The 18,967-nt window shown below is 63.5% G+C and carries 14 protein-coding genes and 2 tRNA genes; 11 read left to right on the top strand and 5 right to left on the bottom strand.

Translation table 11 applies throughout. The annotated features are described in order from the left end of the window. Positions 1–59: 59 nt before the first annotated feature. The 3 genes from ACW17V_RS10735 to ACW17V_RS10725 form a co-directional block, all read right to left on the bottom strand. Positions 60–2,243: a TonB-dependent receptor gene (locus ACW17V_RS10735; RefSeq protein ID WP_492105124.1), complete on the bottom strand. Its 2,184-nt coding sequence runs from the start codon at positions 2,241–2,243 to the stop codon at positions 60–62. Positions 2,244–2,545: 302 nt separating this feature from the next. Then, a complete protein-coding gene (gene glnA / locus ACW17V_RS10730) occupies positions 2,546–3,955 on the bottom strand; it encodes a type I glutamate--ammonia ligase (RefSeq protein ID WP_492105123.1) in 1,410 nt (469 codons plus the stop codon). Between the two features lie 45 nt (positions 3,956–4,000). Further along, positions 4,001–4,339: a P-II family nitrogen regulator gene (locus tag ACW17V_RS10725; RefSeq protein ID WP_035046431.1), complete on the bottom strand. Its 339-nt coding sequence runs from the start codon at positions 4,337–4,339 to the stop codon at positions 4,001–4,003. 236 nt (positions 4,340–4,575) lie between these two features. On the opposite strand from ACW17V_RS10725, the gene ACW17V_RS10720 reads away from it, so the two are divergent. The 6 genes from ACW17V_RS10720 (at position 4,576) to ACW17V_RS10695 (ending at position 10,656) form a co-directional block, all read left to right on the top strand. Then, entirely contained in the window at positions 4,576–6,126 is a 1,551-nt protein-coding gene (locus ACW17V_RS10720; RefSeq protein WP_492105122.1) for an acetyl-CoA acetyltransferase, read from the top strand. A 5-nt stretch (positions 6,127–6,131) separates the two neighbouring features. Continuing rightward, positions 6,132–6,701 (top strand): histidine phosphatase family protein, encoded by a 570-nt coding sequence (locus ACW17V_RS10715; protein ID WP_492105121.1) that lies wholly within the window; start codon positions 6,132–6,134, stop codon positions 6,699–6,701. Positions 6,702–6,711: 10 nt separating this feature from the next. After that, positions 6,712–8,202: an NAD(P)H-hydrate dehydratase gene (locus ACW17V_RS10710; protein WP_492105120.1), complete on the top strand. Its 1,491-nt coding sequence runs from the start codon at positions 6,712–6,714 to the stop codon at positions 8,200–8,202. A 22-nt stretch (positions 8,203–8,224) separates the two neighbouring features. Continuing rightward, positions 8,225–8,309: transfer RNA gene (locus ACW17V_RS10705), tRNA-Leu, on the top strand. Positions 8,310–8,499: 190 nt separating this feature from the next. After that, positions 8,500–9,858: a trigger factor gene (gene tig / locus ACW17V_RS10700; RefSeq protein WP_492108786.1), complete on the top strand. Its 1,359-nt coding sequence runs from the start codon at positions 8,500–8,502 to the stop codon at positions 9,856–9,858. Between the two features lie 171 nt (positions 9,859–10,029). Continuing rightward, entirely contained in the window at positions 10,030–10,656 is a 627-nt protein-coding gene (locus ACW17V_RS10695; RefSeq protein WP_062146317.1) for an ATP-dependent Clp protease proteolytic subunit, read from the top strand. A gap of 64 nt (positions 10,657–10,720) precedes the next feature. Here ACW17V_RS10695 and ACW17V_RS10690 read toward each other — a convergent pair whose 3' ends face one another. Continuing rightward, positions 10,721–11,392, bottom strand: a complete 672-nt coding sequence (locus ACW17V_RS10690; protein WP_492105119.1) for an HAD-IB family hydrolase — start codon at positions 11,390–11,392, stop codon at positions 10,721–10,723. A gap of 344 nt (positions 11,393–11,736) precedes the next feature. Between ACW17V_RS10690 and clpX the strand changes: the two genes are divergently transcribed. The 4 genes from clpX to ACW17V_RS10670 all read left to right on the top strand — a co-directional run bounded on the left by clpX (position 11,737) and on the right by ACW17V_RS10670 (position 16,403). Next, positions 11,737–12,999, top strand: coding sequence for an ATP-dependent Clp protease ATP-binding subunit ClpX (clpX, locus tag ACW17V_RS10685; protein ID WP_492105118.1), 1,263 nt, complete (start codon positions 11,737–11,739; stop codon positions 12,997–12,999). A gap of 392 nt (positions 13,000–13,391) precedes the next feature. After that, a complete protein-coding gene (lon, locus tag ACW17V_RS10680; protein ID WP_492105117.1) occupies positions 13,392–15,791 on the top strand; it encodes an endopeptidase La in 2,400 nt (799 codons plus the stop codon). 149 nt (positions 15,792–15,940) lie between these two features. Continuing rightward, the gene (locus ACW17V_RS10675) at positions 15,941–16,219 is read left to right on the top strand and encodes an HU family DNA-binding protein (protein ID WP_425996098.1); all 279 of its coding nucleotides are present in this window, start codon (positions 15,941–15,943) and stop codon (positions 16,217–16,219) included. A gap of 109 nt (positions 16,220–16,328) precedes the next feature. Beyond that, positions 16,329–16,403, top strand: a tRNA-Val gene (locus ACW17V_RS10670). 4 nt (positions 16,404–16,407) lie between these two features. Here ACW17V_RS10670 and ACW17V_RS10665 read toward each other — a convergent pair. Continuing rightward, complete coding sequence (locus tag ACW17V_RS10665) at positions 16,408–17,667, bottom strand: glycosyltransferase (protein WP_492105116.1); 1,260 nt, start codon at positions 17,665–17,667, stop codon at positions 16,408–16,410. A 102-nt stretch (positions 17,668–17,769) separates the two neighbouring features. Between ACW17V_RS10665 and ACW17V_RS10660 the strand changes: the two genes are divergently transcribed. After that, positions 17,770–18,660 carry an SPFH domain-containing protein gene (locus ACW17V_RS10660; RefSeq protein WP_492105115.1) on the top strand — a complete coding sequence of 297 codons (891 nt, stop codon included), beginning with the start codon at positions 17,770–17,772 and terminating at the stop codon, positions 18,658–18,660. Positions 18,661–18,967: the final 307 nt, after the last annotated feature.

Raw genomic sequence — 18,967 nt, 5'->3', positions numbered from 1 at the left:
TATGAAAAAGGGCCGCGGATTGCTCCGCGGCCCTTCACCGGTCCCGATAGGGGGATCGATTACATCTTCACGTTCAGCGACACACCGATGACGCGCGGCTCGTTGACGAAGGCGGTCAGATTATTGAAGTCGATCGCGCCCTTGAGGTTGTCCTCGTCGGTGATGTTGCGGGCGAACAGCGCCGCTTCCCACGAACCGTCCAGCTTGGCGTAGCCCAGCTTCAGGCCGCCTTCAAAGTCGCCCTTGCTGTAGAACTCCTTGGACTCGTAGAGGAAGAAGTTCGTCATGCCCTGCACCTTCCAGTCGGTATAGGCGAACAGTTCGCCATCCGCGCCGAAGGGCACGGCGTAGCGGGCCGTGACGTCGAAGGTGTATTCAGGGGCGTTGGGGAACGGATTGCCGTCGATCCGGGCCTGACCGGCCGCGTTGAGCGGGTCGGTGACGGTGCACTGGGCGCAGACGGCCGTGGTCAGGGTGGAGTCCTTGATCTTGGTCTTGGCGTAGCTGTAGCCGGCCGTCAGGACCAGGTTCTCGGTGACCACGAACTCGCCGTCCAGTTCGATGCCGTAGGCTTCGGCCTTGTTGGCGTTGATCAGGCGGTTGGAGTTGGAGCCGCCGCCGACCGCGCTGAACTGGGGATCGTCGATGGTGTAGGTGAACACCGCGCCGTTCAGGCGAACGCGGCGGTCCATCAGTTCGCTCTTCAGGCCGATTTCATACGACATGATCGTTTCGGACTGGGCGACCGAGGCCGGCGAGAAGAAGGCGATGTCGCGGCCCTGGATCGACGGACCGCGGAAGCCGGAGGCGACCTTGCCGTAGACGCTGACATTTTCGGCGACGTCATAGAACGCGCTGAGGTCCCAACTAACCTTCTCGTCGGAGACCGACACCGGCGCGACCGGGTTCGGACCCGAGACGACGCGCAGGTCCTTGTCGTCGCTGGTGTAGCGCAGGCCGCCCGTCAGGGTGAGGGCCTCGGTCGCCTTGTACGACGCCTGGCCGAATACGGCCCAGGAGGTGTTTTCCTGTTCGAGCGTGGTGGCCGGCGCGAAGCCCGGGTCGGTGCGGATCTGATAGCTAGAGTCGAAGTAGTAGCCGCCGACCTGCCAGCTCAGCGGGCCATCGGTGTCACTGGCCAGGCGCAGTTCCTGGGTGACTTGGTCCAGTTGCTTGATGCCGTCGGTGCTTTCCGAAGGGAAGGGGATGAAGCCCGGGCCAGTGAGATTGCCACCATCGATATCGCCGCGGCTGGAGCCGTGGGTTTCTTCATACGCCGTGATCGAGGTCAGGGTCACGTCGCCGAAGTCGTAGCCGATGTTGGCCGAGGTGCCCCAGCCCTTGTACTTCTGCGGGTTGCCGGCGCCGGCGTCGAAATAGACCGTGTTGCGATCGTAGTTGGCGTTGAGCTTGTTGGAACCCTTGGTCAGGATATTGGCGCGAAACACGGCTGCGGTGCCGTCGAGGTCGCGACCATGGACGTTGAAGAGGGCGGTGAGCGCTTCGGTGGGCGTGAACAGCACCTGCAGGCGCGCGGCCTTTTCATCGAAGCCGCCGAGCGCGTCCTTCTTGCCGGTGAAGCCGTTGTCGATCCAGTTGTCGCGGTGCTGGACCAGCACCGAGGCGCGCGCAGCGACCTTGCCCGCGATCAGGGCGCCGCCGACGCCGCCGTCGAAGGTCAGGGTGTTGAAGCTGCCGTAGGACGCGGCGGCGCGAGCCTTGGTCTCTTCGCTGGGCTTAACCGAGCTGAACTTGACGATGCCGGCCGTGGTGTTGCGGCCAAACAGCGTGCCCTGCGGCCCGCGGAGCACTTCAACCTGATCGATGTCGAAGATCGGCGAGCTTTTCAGCACGACGTTTTCCAGAACCACATCGTCCTGGATGATCGACACCGGTTGCGAGGCGGCCAGGTCGAAGTCGCTGTTGCCCAGACCGCGGATGTAGAAGCGTGGCGCGGCGCGACCATTGGAGGACTCCGCGTAGAGGCCAGGAGCCTTGGCCGAGAGGGCCAGGATGTCGTCGCCTGCGGCGAAGGTCGATTGCAGGCGCTCGCCGGCAAGGGCGGTCACCGAAACCGGCACGTCCTGCAGGTTTTCACTGCGCTTCTGGGCGGTGACGATCACTTCGCCGACCTGGGTTTCCTGGGCCAGGACGGCCGGGGCCGTGGCGATGGCCATGCTCAGCGCGGCGAAACCGCAGGACAGGCGCAGAGCGCGACGAAGGGTGTGGCTGGAGGTGTGCATGGAGAAATCCTGTGCTGACCAAGCTTCGTGACGCCGACTCTGTCGGGGGCGTTCGCGTCGCTTCCGTTTGCGGTGCGTTAAGCCCAGTTGGCGCTTCAGCGATATCGTCGGCTACGGCATTTCCATCGCTTCGGGCGGATTGCGTCGGTTCTGTTGCGAAGTTGCGACAATTTTGTTCAGTTGGCGCCCCTAAGTAAGAAGTCATTCCCACTCCGCGACATGTCCGGCGTCTTCGAGCCCAAAAGAAAAGGGCCGGAGATTTCTCTCCGGCCCCCGATTCTCAGTCCTGAACGCAGTTCAGCCTAGCACTTGTAGTACATGTCGAATTCGACAGGGTGCGGGTGCAGCTGCAGACGCATCACTTCTTCCATCTTCAGCTCGATGTAGCTGTCGATGAAGTCGTCATCCATGACTCCGCCGGCCTTCAGGAAGGCGCGGTCCTTGTCGAGGTTCTCGAGAGCTTCGCGGAGCGAGCCGCAGACTTCCGGGATCTTCTTCTGCTCGCGCGGTGGCAAGTCGTAGAGGTTCTTGTCGGCGGGCGCGCCCGGATCGATCTTGTTGTTGATGCCGTCAAGGCCGGCCATCAGCAGCGCGACGAAGGTCAGATAGGGGTTGCCCATCGGGTCGGGGAAGCGGGCTTCCAGACGCTTGGCCTTCGGCGAGTCGACGTGCGGGATGCGGATCGAGGCCGAGCGGTTGCGGGCCGAATAGGCCAGTTTCACCGGGGCTTCATAGCCGGGCACCAGGCGCTTGTACGAGTTCGTCGTGGAGTTCGAGAACGCGTTGATCGCCTTGGCGTGCTTGATGATGCCCCCGATGTACCACAGGCACATATCCGACAGGCCGGCGTACTTGTCGCCGGCGAACAGCGGCTTGCCGTCCTGCCAGATCGACTGGTGAACGTGCATGCCCGAACCGTTGTCGCCGAACATCGGCTTGGCCATGAAGGTGGCCGTCTTGCCATAGGCGTGGGCCACGTTGTGGATCACGTACTTGTAGAGCTGGAGACGGTCGGCCATCACGACCATGGTGTCGAACTTCAGGCCGAGCTCGTGCTGGGCGGGCGCCACTTCGTGGTGGTGCTTTTCCGGCTTCATGCCCAGCTCGCCCATGACGGCCAGCATTTCGCCGCGCAGGTCTTGAGCCGAGTCGATCGGGTTGACCGGGAAGTAGCCGCCCTTGGGGCCCGGACGGTGACCCATATTGCCCTCGGCATAGGTCTTGGCCGAGTTGCCCGGCAGTTCGACGGAGTCGAACGAGTAGCCGGTGCTGTTGGGTTGGGTGTCCCACTTCACGTCGTCGAAGATGAAGAACTCGGCTTCCGGGCCGAAGAACACGGTGTCGCCGATACCGGCCGACTTCACATAGTTCAGGGCGGCCTTGGCGATCGAGCGCGGGTCGCGGTTGTAGGGGGTGCCCGTGTCGGGGTTCACCACGTCGCAGAACAGCGCCAGAGTCGTCTGCTGATAGAACGGGTCGATGATCGCGGTCGACAGGTCCGGACGCAGCTTCATGTCCGACTCGTTGATGGCCTTCCAGCCGGCGATCGACGAGCCGTCGAACATGGTGCCGTCGTTGAGGAAGTCGTCATCGACCAAGTCGATGTCGAACGTGACGTGCTGCATCTTGCCGCGAACGTCGGTGAAGCGGACGTCGACGTATTTGACGTCCTTTTCCTTGATCAGGTTCAGGATTTCCTTGGCGGTGCTCATTCCGTATCCCCTTCTTGAGCCTCGTAAGCGTTTGACCTTCCGCGCCTAGACGGCGGCGGGGCCGCTTTCTCCGGTTCGGATGCGGATGACTTCCGCGATCTCCGAGACGAAAATCTTGCCATCGCCGATGCGCCCGGTACGGGCGGCGCGCGTAATGGCCTCCAGCGCGGGTTCCAGCTGGCTGTCCTCGACGACGACCTCGACCTTTATCTTTGGGAGGAAGTCCACGACGTATTCGGCGCCGCGATAGAGCTCGGTATGGCCTTTTTGACGACCATAGCCTTTGGCTTCGAGCACGGTCATGCCCTGGACGCCCATCTCCTGGAGCGCCTCCTTCACCTCATCGAGCTTGAACGGCTTGATGATGGCTTCGATCTTCTTCATCGGTTCCACTTTCGGGCCCGCAGGCGCGCCGCGCCTTGGATGAGCGGCACCGATCACGCCCCCCGGGGGACTCGCAAGCTTTGGTCGGTCGGAAAAGGGATCGCCGATGTCGGTTGGTGGGCGATGATCAATATTTGCGCAGTTGGAGCGTGAAAAATGGTCAGCACGGGTTTGCCACCCAAATGGCCTTGCAGCGCGCCGTTTCGCCCCTAGGATCGGCCCCAACGATCGTTTGAATGGGGTGGAATATGCGCGACGACACGCCGGTTTTGATCGGCGCAGGCCAGTTCACCTATCGCGGCGAACTGGAAAATTCGCCTTCCCCGCTCGAACTGCTGAAGATTGCGGCGGAACGTGCTGTTGGAGATGCCGGTCTCTTGGGGTCGGTTCTTGCCGAACTCGACGCGTTGGCGGTGATCGCTTTCAGTATCGACGCGCCGGGGGGGCTTTCGAAGCTTCCCTTGCCGCGCCTTGCCAACCCGCCTGCGAGCCTGGCGAGGACGCTGGGCGCTCGGCCGGCATGGAGCGTCTATACCGAGACAGGCGGCAACAGCCCTCAGCAGGCCGTCAATGTGGTCTGTGAGCGGATCGCCAACGGTCAATCCGAGCTGGCTCTGGTGACGGGAGCCGAGTTTCTCGGCTCTCTGATGAAGCGTCTGAAGGGGGGGCTGGGGTTTGACGGCTGGGGTGATGACATCACCGAAGCGCCGGCTCGCATCGGTGATCCTCGTCCCGGCGTCACGCCGCAGGAGGCGGCACACGGTCTGGGCTATCCCGTCAACACCTATCCGTTGTTCGAGAATGCGCTGCGCGCCCGCGACGGTCGCTCTCTCGAAGACCATCAGGCTCGGTTGGGACGTCTGTTCTCGCCGTTCAGCAAGGTGGCCGCCGCCAATCCAAATGCCTGGTTCCCGGTCGAGCGATCGCCGGAGGAGTTGGTTACGGTTACGGATCGCAACCGGATGATCAGCTTTCCCTATCCCAAGTACCTGAACGCCATCATGGAGGTCGACCAGTCGGCCGCCGTGCTGATCTGTAGCGTGCGCAAGGCGCGGGAGCTGGGCGTGTCCGAAGACAAGTGGGTCTATCTGCACGGCTGCGCCGACGCCGCCGATCTCTGGTACCCGATGGACCGGCAGGATTTTCACTCGAGCCCGGCCATTCGGCTGACCGGAGAGCGCGCCTTCGCGATGGCGGGCATCGGTCTGTCTGACATCGACATCATCGACCTTTATTCCTGCTTCCCGTCTGCCGTAGAGGTGGCGGCCGAGGAGCTAGGACTGGCGCTGGATGATCCGCGCGGCCTGACCGTCACCGGCGGCCTGCCTTACTTCGGCGGGCCCGGAAACAACTACGCCCTGCATTCCATCGCCGAGATGATGGGGCGCCTAAGAGCTCGGCCCGGCGCCTATGGGCTCTGCACGGCCAACGGCTGGTTCCTGACCAAACAGTCGGTCGGCATCTACTCGACCAGACCTGTCGAGGGCGACTGGGTGCGCGAAGCCCCGTCCACGATCCAGGACCGGATCGACGCCCTGCCGCATCCCGAGATCATGGAACACCCAACAGGAGCGGCGGTCATCGAGACCTATACGGTCGTCCACGCTCGCGAAGGTGTTCGAATGGGCATCGTGATTGGCCGGGACGACAAGGGTCGACGCTTCGTGGCTCACACGCCAGAGGATCCCGCGACCCTGCTGGACCTGGAGGGGCGAGAAGGCGTTGGCAGAACGGGAACGGTCGGTCCGCACCCCGATGGCGTTCGCAACCTCTTTGTTCCGGATTGACCGTCATGACCCGCGTCCATGTCGTTCGCCACGGGCGTCCGGCCTCGACCTGGGGCGGGGCGGAGGATGATCCAGGTCTCGACGAGGTAGGGCGCCGCCAAGCCGTCGAGGCGATGGAAACGCTCATGGCTCTGCCGGAAGGAGAACGACCGCTGCGTGTCGTCTCATCACCCCTGCGTCGATGCCGTGAAACGGCCGCACCGATGGCGGCAGCACTGGGTGTCGAGCTTGTGATCGATCCGCGCGTGGGGGAGATCCCGACGCCTTCGGGAATGCCTGCCGAGGACCGCCCAGCCTGGTTGCGCGCCGCGTTCGGTGGCGAATGGGATCAAATCGTCGGCGATCTGAACTATGAGGCCTGGGCCAAAAGTGTTGCGGCAGCGGTGGCTGAATATACGGACGCGGCGGTGTTCAGTCACTTCGTGGCGCTTAACGCCGCTGTCGGCGTGGCCACAGGTGAGGCGAGGGTGGCGGCATTCCGACCGGATCACTGTTCGATCACGACGTTCGACATTCGCGATGGGCGCTTGATCCTCAATGAGAAAGGACGCGAAGCTCAGAGCCAGGTGCTCTGAAGGAGTCGTCGTGCCGCGTGAGATCATGACCGTCGCCGAGATGACCGCGGCGGATCGCGCCGCTGTCGCGCTCGGCGTTCCGATCAGCACGTTGATGGAGCGGGCCGGATTGGCGGTCGCCGAAGCGGTCAGGACGCGGTTCTCGCATAGGTCCGTCGTGATTTGGTGCGGCCCCGGTGATAACGGCGGCGACGGCTATGTCGCCGCGCGGCATCTGCGCCGCAAGGGTTGGTCGGTCCGCGTTGAAGCCTCGGCGCCGCCGGCAACAGACGCGGCCAGACGCGCCGCCGCGCGGTGGAAGGGGGAAACCGGCCCCCTGTCGCCAGAGCCAAGCCAAGCGGACATCTATATAGACGCGCTGTTCGGCGCGGGTCTTTCGCGGCCGCTCGAGGGCGATGTCGCCAGGCTGGCGCGCGCCAGCAACCTGCTGAACAAGCCCGTCATCGCGATCGATGTGCCCAGCGGTGTGTCTGGCGATACGGGTCGCGCCCTGGGCGAGGCTGCGTTCCGGGCGGATCTCACGGTGACTTTTCATCGACGCAAGCTGGCCCACTGTCTGATGGACGGGCGCGCTTATTGCGGAGAGGTGATCGTCGCCGATATCGGACTCGCCGCGGCTGAACGCGAGAGCGCCCTGCACGAAAATACACCCGAGCTTTGGGAAGCCCGCTTTCCGTGGCCGGCCCTGGACGCGCATAAGCATCGGCGTGGGCGGTTGAAGGTAATCAGCGGTGACGCCTGGAACACTGGCGCGGCGAGGCTGGCGGCGCGAGGCGGTCTGCGTGTCGGAGCCGGTGTCGTCAGTATATTGTCGCCGCTGAACGCGCTGGCGGTGAATGCTGCTCATCTTGAAGCGGTGATGCTGTCGCCCTTCGAAAGCGAGGCGGATCTGCAGACGGCTGGAGAAAGCGCGGACGCCGTGGTGATCGGCCCTGCTAGCGGCGTAGGCGATACGACCATGCGCAACCTCTTCGCCCTGGCCCGGACTGGCGCGGCGTTGGTGGTGGATGCAGACGCCTTGACCAGCTTTCGCCATGACCCAGGCGCGCTTTTCTCCGCGCTGGATCGCGATGACGTGCTGACGCCGCATCCGGGCGAGTTCGAGCGGGTCTTTCCGGGCCTTTTGAACGAGTCGGCGGAGCGGGTGGCGGCGACGCTTGAAGCCGCGCGCCGGGCCGGCGCCGTCGTATTGCTGAAGGGACCCGATACCGTGGTAGCCGCGCCGGACGGTCGGGCGGCGATTTCGCTCAACGGATCGCACTGGCTGGCGACGGCTGGATCCGGCGACGTTCTGGCGGGGTTTATTGGCGGACTGATCGCCCAGGGTATGGAGAGTTTTGAGGCGGCGTGCGCGGGAGCCTGGATCCACGCGGAATGCGGGAGTGCGCACGGGCCGGGACTGATCTCAGAGGACTTGCCGAATCTGGCTCCCGCCGTACTGGCCCGGCTCTTGGCGCGCCGCCCTGTCCTGGCGCGCGCCGGACTTGCATCCCCCCGGTGAAATCCGTAAGGCCTGCCCCCACGCGGATGTGGCGAAACTGGTAGACGCACCAGATTTAGGTTCTGGCGCCGAGAGGCGTGGAGGTTCGAGTCCTCTCATCCGCACCAGATCTACCAAGCGTTCCCGTCCGTTGGACGGTGGGCGTGACTTTTGCCGCTGGCGCTCTTGGATGGTTGCGCACGTCGTGACATAAGGGCGCTCTTTCGCCGCCCCGGCCTCGCGGGCGGCGTCGATGTTTTTGACCCCAGGGCGGACCCCCGACGCGCGCGTCGCAGGTCCGAGAATATGACAATGTCGATGCAGATCGTTGAAAAGTCGGGCGAAGGCCTCAGCCGCGTTTATGGAGTGACCGTGCCGGCCGCCGAGCTGGCCACGCGTCTCGAAGCGCGGATCGCCGAAGTCGCGCCGCAAATGAACGTCAAGGGCTTCCGCCCCGGCAAGGTGCCCGCGGCCCACGTTCGCCGCCTGTACGGCAAGGCCCTGATGGGGGAAGTCGTCGAGCAGGCGCTCAACGAAACGACCCAGAAGGTCCTGGACGACAACAAGCTGCGTCCCGCCGGTCAGCCCGAGCTGAAGCCGTCTTCGGACATGGAAAAGGTTGTCGCCGGTGGTGAGGACCTCGCGTTCGACGTGGCCATCGAGATCATGCCGGACTTCGAGCCGATCGATCCCGCCAGCATCGAACTGACCAAGCCGGTCTACAAGGTCGCCGACGCCGAAGTCGACGAGGCCCTGGCCGAACTGGCCAAGCAGGCCCGCACTTACGAGCCCCGCAAGGGCAAGAGCCTCAAGGCCAAGGACGGCGACCAACTGCTGATCGACTTCGTCGGCACCGTGGACGGCGTCGAATTCGCCGGCGGCAAGGCCGAGGGCGCCGAGCTGGTCCTGGGCTCGGGCCAGTTCATCCCGGGCTTTGAAGAGCAACTAGTCGGCGCCAAGCCGGACGACGCGATTACCGTGAAGGTCACCTTCCCGGAAGATTATCAGGCTAAGGATCTGGCCGGTAAGGCCGCCGAATTCGCCACGACCGTCAAGGAAGTGCGCGCTCCGGTCGACGCCGAAGCCGACGACGAACTGGCCAAGCGCCTGGGCCTTTCGGACCTGGCCGCTCTGAAAGAGCTTCTGAAGTCGAACCTGTCGGGCCGCTACGACAACTCGTCGCGCTTCAAGCTGAAGCGCGCCCTGCTGGACGTGCTGGACACCAAGCACGACTTCGACCTGCCGCCGCGCATGGTGGACGCCGAGTTCGGCGGCATCTGGCAACAGGTTCAGGCCGACAAGACCCAGGGCGGTCTCCCGCCCGAGGACGCCGACAAGACTGAAGACCAACTGAAGGACGAATACCGCAAGATCGCAGAGCGCCGCGTTCGCCTGGGTCTGGTTCTCGCCGAGATCGGTCGCAAGAACGACGTGGTCGTCACGGACCAGGAACTGACCGACGCCATCATGCGCGAAGCTCGCCAGTATGGCGCGCAGGCCCAGCAGGTGTTCGACATGTACCGCCAGCGCGCCGACCTGCAGGCCGCTCTGCGCGCCCCGATCTATGAGGACAAGGTCGTCGACCTGATCTTCGGCAAGGCCAAGATCGAGGAAAAGGAAGTCTCGAAGGAAGAGCTTCTGGAAGAAGACGATCTGCCGGAAGGCTACGGCGGCTAAGGCTTCCGTCATCCGACGAAACAGGGCGCGGCTCGCGAGGGCCGCGCCTTTTCTTTGGCTCAAGCTTTTCGTCCGCTCCTTGCAACCTGTTAAGCGCCACGCGATATGCGTTGGCGACGCCGCGCGAGGTCTGATTCGCGCGGCCCCAAAACGCGAAAAAGGGCGAACCCTATGTACGATCCGGTTGCAACGGCGATGAACCTCGTGCCGATGGTGGTCGAACAGACCAGCCGCGGCGAGCGCGCGTTCGACATCTTCTCGCGCCTGCTCAAGGAGCGGATCATCTTCCTGACCGGACCCGTCGAAGACGGCATGGCCAGCCTGATCTGCGCGCAGCTTCTCTTCCTGGAGTCCGAGAACCCCAAGAAGGAAATCGCCATGTACATCAACTCGCCGGGCGGCGTGGTGACGGCGGGCCTCGCGATCTATGACACCATGCAATACATCAAGAGCCCGGTTTCGACCGTGTGCATGGGTATGGCGGCCTCGATGGGCAGCCTGTTGCTCTGCGCCGGCGCCGCTGGCCAGCGCATCTCGCTGCCGAACTCGCGCATCATGGTGCACCAGCCCTCGGGCGGCTTCCGCGGTCAGGCCTCGGACATCGAGCGCCACGCCGAGGACATCATCAAGACCAAGCGTCGCCTGAACGAAATCTACGTCAAGCACTGCGGCCGGACCTATGAAGAGGTCGAACGCACGCTCGACCGTGACCACTTCATGAGCGCCGAGGAAGCCAAGGCCTGGGGTCTGATCGACCATATCAACGAGACACGCGACGAGACCGACGCGAAGGCCTAGGCCTCGCCCGATCGACACTGATCAAGCCGCCGGCCGCGAGGCCGGCGGCTTTTTTGATGCCAGTTTAGATCGGCTTGCCCCGGAACACGCGGTAGCCGCGCTCATCGGCGATGGCCAGCATCTCGATGTCGCCCGATGTGTCGCCATAGGCAGCGGTAAGGCGAACATCATCGCCGAAGGCTTCCTTGAGGCGGACGACCTTCTCCTTGGCGCGGCAGTTGGGGCCCGCCAGGACGCCCATGGCGCGGTCGTCGTGATCGAAGGCGAGGCGGGTGCCGATCAGCAGGTCCGCGCCCAGGCCGCGCGCGAACGGCGCGACAGTGATGTCGGGCGATGCCGTGACGATGACAAGCTTGGCGCCCTTGGCCCGCCATCGACGCCAGACGGCCAAGGCGTCTGGACGAAAGAGGGAAGGGGCGTGCAGTTCGGCGAACGCCCGAGCATCGGCCTCGATCTCCGCCTGGGTCGCGCCCTTCAGGAATTCGCGCACCGCAGCCGCCTTGAGCTTGCCGCGATTGCGGTTGAAGACATAGCCCACTAGGGCGGGAGAGAGCCGCAACACGCCCGCTGTCCAGCGCGCGGGACCCGCCCGCCATTTCAGGAAGGCGTTGAAGCTGTCGCGGACGGTCAGGGTGCCGTCGAAGTCAAAGGCCACGAGCGCCGGCGCATCGGTCATGTCGCCTGTCATCGGCATTGAGGCCGTCAGGCCCTTGGCCATTAATGAGCGCTTCGCCATTCTTCTCCGCGCGCATCGGGCGCGCCCTGTTAAACAAGCGGCTGTTCGATCACGATTCCCGCATGGGCTCTAAAGCCTTCCGCTTCTATGGAAGGGTCGAGGTACGGGAGCGGTTGCGCCGTTGGCCGTGGTCCCCATTTTAGACCGGAAGATCATTCCGCGGCACGGTGCATTCTCTGTCAGGCGCTCGAAAAAGGCGCCAAGGCTTGTGAACTGCGGCAGGATCGGGGAATGTCAAGGATTAGACAACTCCCGGCATGTAAGCTGTCCCTTCGGTGGCGGCATGTGAGCCAGGAGCGGGCGTCACGGCCGTAGCCGTCGCCGCCATAGCGTGAGAAGCGACCATGACGAAAGCCGCGAGCGGCGATACCAAGAGCACCCTGTACTGTTCTTTCTGCGGAAAGAGCCAGCATGAGGTGCGCAAGCTCATCGCGGGACCGACGGTGTTCATTTGTGATGAATGCGTCGAGCTCTGCATGGACATTATTCGCGAAGAGCACAAGATTGCTTTCGTGAAGTCGAAGGATGGCGTCCCGACGCCGCGCGAAATCTGTGAGGTCCTGGACGATTACGTAATCGGCCAAGGTCACGCCAAGAAGGTGCTCGCTGTCGCGGTGCACAATCACTATAAGCGCCTCAACCACGCGTCGAAGAACAACGACGTGGAACTGGCCAAATCCAACATCCTGCTGGTTGGCCCGACCGGCACCGGCAAGACGCTTCTGGCCCAGACCCTGGCCCGAATCATCGATGTGCCGTTCACGATGGCGGACGCCACGACCCTGACCGAAGCCGGTTATGTGGGTGAAGACGTCGAAAACATCGTTCTGAAGCTGCTTCAGGCCGCCGACTACAATGTCGAACGGGCGCAGCGGGGCATCGTCTATATCGACGAAATCGACAAGATCAGCCGCAAGTCCGACAATCCGTCCATCACCCGTGACGTCTCGGGCGAAGGCGTGCAGCAGGCCCTGCTGAAGATCATGGAAGGCACTGTGGCCTCCGTGCCGCCGCAGGGCGGGCGCAAGCATCCGCAGCAGGAATTCCTTCAGGTCGACACCACCAACATCCTGTTCATCTGCGGCGGGGCGTTTGCGGGTCTGGAGCGCATCATCTCGGCGCGCGGCCAGGGCAAGTCGATCGGCTTCGGCGCCAAGGTGGCGGATCCGGAAGAGCGTCGCACGGGCGAGATCCTGCGTAACGTCGAGCCGGATGACCTGCAGCGCTTCGGCCTGATCCCGGAATTCATCGGCCGTCTGCCGGTGGTCGCGACCCTGGAGGACCTTGACGAGGTTGCCTTGGTCAAGATCCTGACCGAGCCGAAGAACGCTTTCGTCAAGCAGTACCAGCGCCTGTTCGAGATGGAGAACATCGGCCTGACCTTCACGGAAGACGCTCTGCACGGCGTCGCCACGAAGGCCATCGCGCGCAAGACCGGCGCGCGCGGCCTGCGTTCGATCATGGAAGGCATCCTGCTGGAGACCATGTTCGAGCTGCCCAACTACGAAGGCGTCGAGGAGGTGGTGGTCAATGCCGAGGTCGTCGAAGGCCGGGCTCAGCCGCTGCTGATCTACGCGGAAAAGAAGGGCGGCGCGGCTTCGGCCTAGGCGCCATCCGATCCGACTGAACGAGGCGCGCTCTTCGGGGCGCGCCTTTTTCATGTCTGGATGCTGAGTTTTTGTCGCTTAGGATCTCAATGGTGCGGCGGCGCCACAGGGTGGTCAGGCTGGCTCGCATCGTTGGCGGGCTTGGCTTTGCAACGAAATTGCGTGAGTGGGGCGTTTGAGGGCATATCCCCTTCAGCTTGACTGCTTACACGCGACCTGTCGCCGCTATGAGGCGACTCTTCTTGAACGCTGTTGCGAAACGTCCACATAAATAGGGACCATTCCGTCCAGTCCCGGGCGGACGGGCCGATCGACCCAGGCGCATCGTCTGGTGTGACGGCGGCCCGCATGGCCGAGCGCGGGTTCCGCGCAGGCCGGGAGTAAAGAGCACTATGTCCGAACTTCGTACGCTTCCAGTCTTGCCGTTGCGGGATATCGTGGTGTTCCCGCACATGGTCGTGCCGCTTTTCGTCGGACGCGACAAATCCGTTCGCGCCCTCGAAGAGGTGATGCGCGGCGACAAGCAGATCCTGCTGGTGACCCAGAAGAACTCGGCCGACGATGATCCGTCGCCCGGCGACATCTATGATGTCGGCGTTCTGGCCACCGTTCTGCAATTGCTGAAGCTGCCCGACGGCACCGTAAAGGTGCTGGTCGAGGGCAAGGGCCGTGCGGCCGTGGTCAAGTTCACAGATCAGGAGTCCTTCTATGAGGCCCAGATCGGTGAAGTGAGTGAGGACGAGGGCGTTGGCCCCGAGGCCGAGGCGCTGTCGCGCGCCGTGGTCGAGCAGTTCGAGAACTACGTCAAACTGAACAAGAAGGTGCCGCCGGAAGCCCTGGCCTCGATCCCTCAGATCGCCGAGCCGGGCAAGCTGGCTGACAGCATCGCCGCGCACCTGTCGGTGAAGATCGGCGACAAGCAGCATCTGCTGGAAATCTTCGATATCGTGAAGCGCCTGGAGAAGGTCTTCGCGCTCATGGAAGGCGAGATCAGCGTCCTGCAGGTCGAGAAAAAGATCCGCTCGCGCGTGAAGCGCCAGATGGAGAAGACCCAGCGCGAATATTATCTCAACGAGCAGATGAAGGCGATCCAGCGCGAGCTGGGCGATCCCGACGACCAACGGGACGAACTCATCGACCTCGAAAAGCGCATCAAGAAGACCCGGCTCTCCAAGGAGGCCCGCACTAAGGCTGAGGGCGAGCTGAAGAAGCTACGCAACATGAGCCCGATGTCGGCCGAGAGCACCGTGGTTCGCAACTACCTGGACTGGATGCTGTCGATCCCCTGGGGCAAGGCCAAGACCAAGAAGATCGATCTCGGCGAAGCCGAAGCCATCCTCGATGAGGATCACTACGGCCTGGAGAAGGTCAAGGAGCGCATCCTGGAGTATCTGGCTGTCCAGGCGCGCACCAACTCGCTGAAGGGGCCGATCCTGTGCCTCGTTGGTCCTCCCGGCGTCGGCAAGACCTCGCTGGGCAAGTCTCTGGCCAAGGCCACAGGCCGTGAGTTCGTGCGCATGAGCCTCGGCGGCGTGCGCGACGAGGCCGAGATCCGTGGCCACCGCCGCACCTATATCGGCTCGATGCCCGGCAAGGTCATCCAGTCGATGAAGAAGGCCAAGACCACCAACGCCTTCGTCCTGCTGGACGAGATCGACAAGATGGGCAGCGACTACCGCGGCGATCCCGCCTCGGCTCTGCTTGAGGTGCTGGATCCCGCGCAGAACTCCGCCTTTGGCGACCATTATCTTGAGGTGGATTACGACCTTAGCCAGGTCATGTTCGTCACCACGGCCAACAGTCTCAACATGCCCCAGCCGCTGCTGGACCGCATGGAGATCATCCGCATCGCCGGTTACACCGAAGATGAGAAGCTGGAGATCGCCAAGCGCCACATCCTGCCGAAGCTGACCAAGGATCACGGTCTCAAGGACGCCGAGTTTGTCGTTCCGGAAAAGGCGATCCGCGACCTGATCCGCTACTACACCCGGGAAGCCGGGGTGCGGTCACTTGAGCGGGAACTGGGCGCTCTGGCGCGCAAGACCGTCCGAGATCTGTCGCGCGAGAAGGTTGTTTCGATCACGATCGATGACGAGCGGCTGGCCAAGTATGCGGGCGTCAAGAAGTACCGCTATGGCGAGACCGACGAAATCGACCAGGTCGGTATCGTCACGGGTCTGGCCTGGACCGAGTTCGGTGGCGATATCCTGACCATCGAAGCCGTGAAGATGCCGGGCAAGGGCCGCATGACGGTTACCGGCAACCTCAAGGACGTGATGAAGGAGTCGATCTCGGCTGCCCAGTCCTACGTCCGGTCGCGGGCCTTGCACTTCGGCGTCAAGCCGCCGGTCTTTGAAAAGACGGATGTGCACATCCATGTGCCGGACGGCGCCACGCCCAAGGACGGGCCGTCCGCCGGCGCCGCCATGGCTGTGGCCATGGTGTCGGTGCTGACCGGCATCCCGATCCGAAAGGAGATCGCCATGACCGGCGAGATCACCTTGCGTGGTCGCGTCACCGCCATCGGGGGTCTGAAGGAAAAGCTCCTGGCGGCCCTGCGTTCAGGCGTGAAGACGGTTCTGATCCCTCAGGAGAACGAGAAGGATCTGGTCGATGTGCCTCAGTCGGTGAAGGACGGTCTGGAGATCATTCCAGTCTCAACCGTTGATGAGGTGCTGAAGCATGCGCTGACGGGCCCGCTGACTCCTGTAGAGTGGAATGAGGCTGACGAGCCCATTGCTGCAACTGCGAAGGTTGATGAGGGCGATGGTGACGCGATATTAACCCACTGAGAGTAACTTATCGTTGATAAGTATGGCGGCGCGGGAGATTCCCGCGCCGCCTTCATTTGACGGGGCATTTTCCGCCGCCATAATCCCGGCCGAGCGAAGTGGCGTCGGCTTTTGCGAAGCGCCGCCGCTTTACAGGCTGGGAGAAAAACATGACCACAAAAGCCGAACTCGTCACGGCGATCGCCGAGAAGGCGGGCATCAATAAAAATCAGGCTAAGGACGCCCTGGAAGCCTTCATCGAATCCGTTACCGACTCGCTCAAGTCGGGCAACGACGTGCGCCTCGTGGGCTTCGGCACGTTCAAGGCCGTCGCGCGTGCAGCGGGCACCGCGCGCAATCCGCGCACTGGCGAGACCGTGAACCGCCCGGCCTCCAAGACCGCGCGTTTCCAGGTCGGCGAAGGTCTGAAGACCACGCTCAACGGCTGATCTGTTTTTGATATACAAGAGGGCGGAGCGCTTCGCGGCGCGCCGCCCTTTTTCTTATTCCCGCTTTGCAGGGACCGCGCTGACGGCTAGAAGGCCGGCTCGACTTTTGGGGCGGTTAGCTCAGCGGTAGAGCGTCTCGTTTACACCGAGAGGGTCGGGGGTTCGATCCCCTCACCGCCCACCAAAATTCATTCAGGCGACAGCAAGCCTTCCAGCAAGGTTGCGGCCGACCTGTCCTCAAAATCCGTTCGGATTGCCGCGCCCAGCGTCGCCGCGGCCTGACGATAGCGGACATCTTCGAGCAACCTAGTGATCGCTGCCATGATCGCTTCGACGCTTGCGTCTGGCGAAAGGCGCAGGCCGGCGTCGCGTGCGACCACCCTGGTGGTGTTGTCGTTCTGATCGCGTCCCATCGGCATGCACAGGAGCGGCACGCCGGCCATCAGGGGCCGAAGTGTGGAGCCATGGCCGGCATGGGTCACAAACACCGCTGTTTCGTCCAGGAGAGCTGCGTGTGGCGCGCTGCGGACCACGATCACGTTGCTGGGCGAGGAGAACTCTGTCGGGTCCAGCGTGGGCCCTGTCGTCACCAATCCGCGAACCGGCAGGCGGCCGAGCGCGGCTATGACGTTGGACAGCGCCGCCTCCTGCGCCTGATAGAGGCTGGAAAACGACACCAGCACCAGCGGAGCATCGCCAGCGGGTATGGCCGCTGGCTCGACCCAGGCGGGATCGGCCAGATACGGCCCCGCATAGGCGAACGGGGCGGGCAGTGGATCTGGCGCGAAATCGAACGCCCTGCTGGTGGCGATCAGGATCAGGCGGGCCGCATCGAGTTGGTCGAACAGATCGTTCAGCGGAGCTAGGCCGAGCGCGGTCCGCGCCATGTTCAGGGCCGGCAAACCGATCTGGAACAGCCCGCGACTCATCTGGGTGACCATAGCGTGCATGGTGCGCTCCTCGTCCGAGGTCGCCGGCGGCATACCCGCGCCGAAAGGCGGGGCGCCGGCCAAGGTCGGGAGCGACCAGATGTTGGCGGCGAACAAGGCCAACGGCAGATCGCTGGCTTCAGCAGCGAGCATGACCCCCAGCAGAAGTTCCTGACAGACGATCGCGTCAGGTTTGAAGGCGTCGATGACGGCGAGCGTATCCTGCGCATAGGCCAAGGCCGGACCCGCCATGATGCGGTCGATCAGGCGCTGGATCACCTCAAGGGGGTTGTCGGCTTCATGGTCCTTCAGGCGATCGTCCTCGCGGCGCTTGCCGGTTTGGCTCGGCGCTGTCGTCCAGAACTGGAAGGCCAGGCCCAGGGCGGCGGCGTCCGCGTCGTTGCAGGCGTCGCTGAGGATCAGAACCGCATGGCCGCGATCCTGCAGATCGCGCGCGGCCAGCAGGAGGGGCTGCACATGCCCGCCGCCTTCCCAGGTGGTGAAGAGGTAACGCGCCATTCGATCCCCGCTCTGCCAAGCCTTGGGCTTACGCGGTCCCGCTTCATCTTGCCAAGAGCGATCAAAGTGATATCACTTTAATAGCTAAATTGGAGAACGACGATGTCGGAAGTCCACACCATCAACCGGTCAGTCGAGCGTATCCGTGGCGGCGTTGGCGGTGGCTTGCCGCTTTTGGCGCTTCCGCTTCTGATCGGCGCAGGGATCTGGGCGTTTATTAACGCCGACGCCTACGGCGCTGGCTACAATGCGCTCGGCGCCTTGCTCGTCACCTTGGCCGCGCTGATCGGTTGTGGCTTCTACTCGATGCAGCCGAACGAGGCCTATGTCCTGACTGTATTCGGCGCCTATGTCGGCACGGATCGCACCACAGGGCTGCGCTGGGTATTGCCTTGGTACGGACGGAAGAAGATCAGCCTGCGGGTGCGCAACGTCACCAGCGAGATGCTGAAGGTCAACGACAAGCGCGGCAACCCGATCGAGATCGCGGCCAATATCGTCTGGCGCGTGGCGGATTCGGCCCAGGCGCTGTTCGATGTCGATGACTACGTGGCTTTCGTGAATATCCAGATCGAAACCGGACTGCGTGAGGTCGCCTCTCACTACGCCTACGATCACGCGGAGGAGGGCGAGCCGACCCTGCGCGCCGATGCAGAGGAGGTGGGCGCGAAACTCCAGGCCGATCTTCAGGCCCGCATCGCCGTCGCCGGCGTCGCCATCGATGAGGCGCATCTGATGCACCTGGCCTATGCTCCGGAGATCGCTGGTTCGATGCTGAAACGCCAGCAGGCTGAAGCGGTTCTGGCCGCCCGGCGCACGATCGTGGCGGGGGCCGTGGGCATGGTCGAGAACGCGCTGAACCAGCTCAGCGAACGCGGCGTCGTCACATTGGACGACGAGCGTAAGGCCGCGATGGTGTCGAACCTTCTGGTGGTGCTGTGCGCCGATCGTGAGGCCCAGCCCGTGGTCAATACCGGCACGCTGTACGGCTAGGTCGTGGCGAGCGATCCGAACGAGAACGGGAAGGGTGGACGACGCGCATTTCTGATGCGCGTGCGCCCCGAGGTATTGGCTGCCGTCGAGCGTTTGGCCGCCGCAGAACTTCGCAGCGTGAACGCCCAGATCGAAACTCTGCTGCGGGAAGCGCTGGCTCGCCGCGGCGTTGGTTTGAGGGCGCCTCGGAGCAACGAGGAACTCTAGTTGTCGCGAAACCTTTATCGTTCCGAGGCCGAATGGCATGGTCTGGATAGCGATGAGGATTCGGCGTGGCGGACCTGAGATCGGATCAACCGTTTGGCTT

The sequence above is a fragment of the Caulobacter sp. FV2ye17ST genome, from assembly GCF_058680955.1.
Note: the sequence above shows the minus strand (reverse complement) of the source record. Positions and strands in the feature narration are given on the sequence as shown.

Bases quoted from the DNA above. Each gene is read 5' to 3' on its own strand.
- ACW17V_RS10735 (WP_492105124.1), bottom strand. From the start codon at position 2,243: ATGCACACCTCCAGCCACACCCTTCGTCGCGCTCTGCGCCTGTCCTGC.
- glnA (WP_492105123.1), bottom strand. From the start codon at position 3,955: ATGAGCACCGCCAAGGAAATCCTGAACCTGATCAAGGAAAAGGACGTC.
- ACW17V_RS10725 (WP_035046431.1), bottom strand. From the start codon at position 4,339: ATGAAGAAGATCGAAGCCATCATCAAGCCGTTCAAGCTCGATGAGGTG.
- ACW17V_RS10720 (WP_492105122.1), top strand. From the start codon at position 4,576: ATGGGGTGGAATATGCGCGACGACACGCCGGTTTTGATCGGCGCAGGC.
- ACW17V_RS10715 (WP_492105121.1), top strand. From the start codon at position 6,132: ATGACCCGCGTCCATGTCGTTCGCCACGGGCGTCCGGCCTCGACCTGG.
- tig (WP_492108786.1), top strand. From the start codon at position 8,500: ATGCAGATCGTTGAAAAGTCGGGCGAAGGCCTCAGCCGCGTTTATGGA.
- ACW17V_RS10695 (WP_062146317.1), top strand. From the start codon at position 10,030: ATGTACGATCCGGTTGCAACGGCGATGAACCTCGTGCCGATGGTGGTC.
- ACW17V_RS10690 (WP_492105119.1), bottom strand. From the start codon at position 11,392: ATGGCGAAGCGCTCATTAATGGCCAAGGGCCTGACGGCCTCAATGCCG.
- clpX (WP_492105118.1), top strand. From the start codon at position 11,737: ATGACGAAAGCCGCGAGCGGCGATACCAAGAGCACCCTGTACTGTTCT.
- lon (WP_492105117.1), top strand. From the start codon at position 13,392: ATGTCCGAACTTCGTACGCTTCCAGTCTTGCCGTTGCGGGATATCGTG.
- ACW17V_RS10675 (WP_425996098.1), top strand. From the start codon at position 15,941: ATGACCACAAAAGCCGAACTCGTCACGGCGATCGCCGAGAAGGCGGGC.
- ACW17V_RS10665 (WP_492105116.1), bottom strand. From the start codon at position 17,667: ATGGCGCGTTACCTCTTCACCACCTGGGAAGGCGGCGGGCATGTGCAG.
- ACW17V_RS10660 (WP_492105115.1), top strand. From the start codon at position 17,770: ATGTCGGAAGTCCACACCATCAACCGGTCAGTCGAGCGTATCCGTGGC.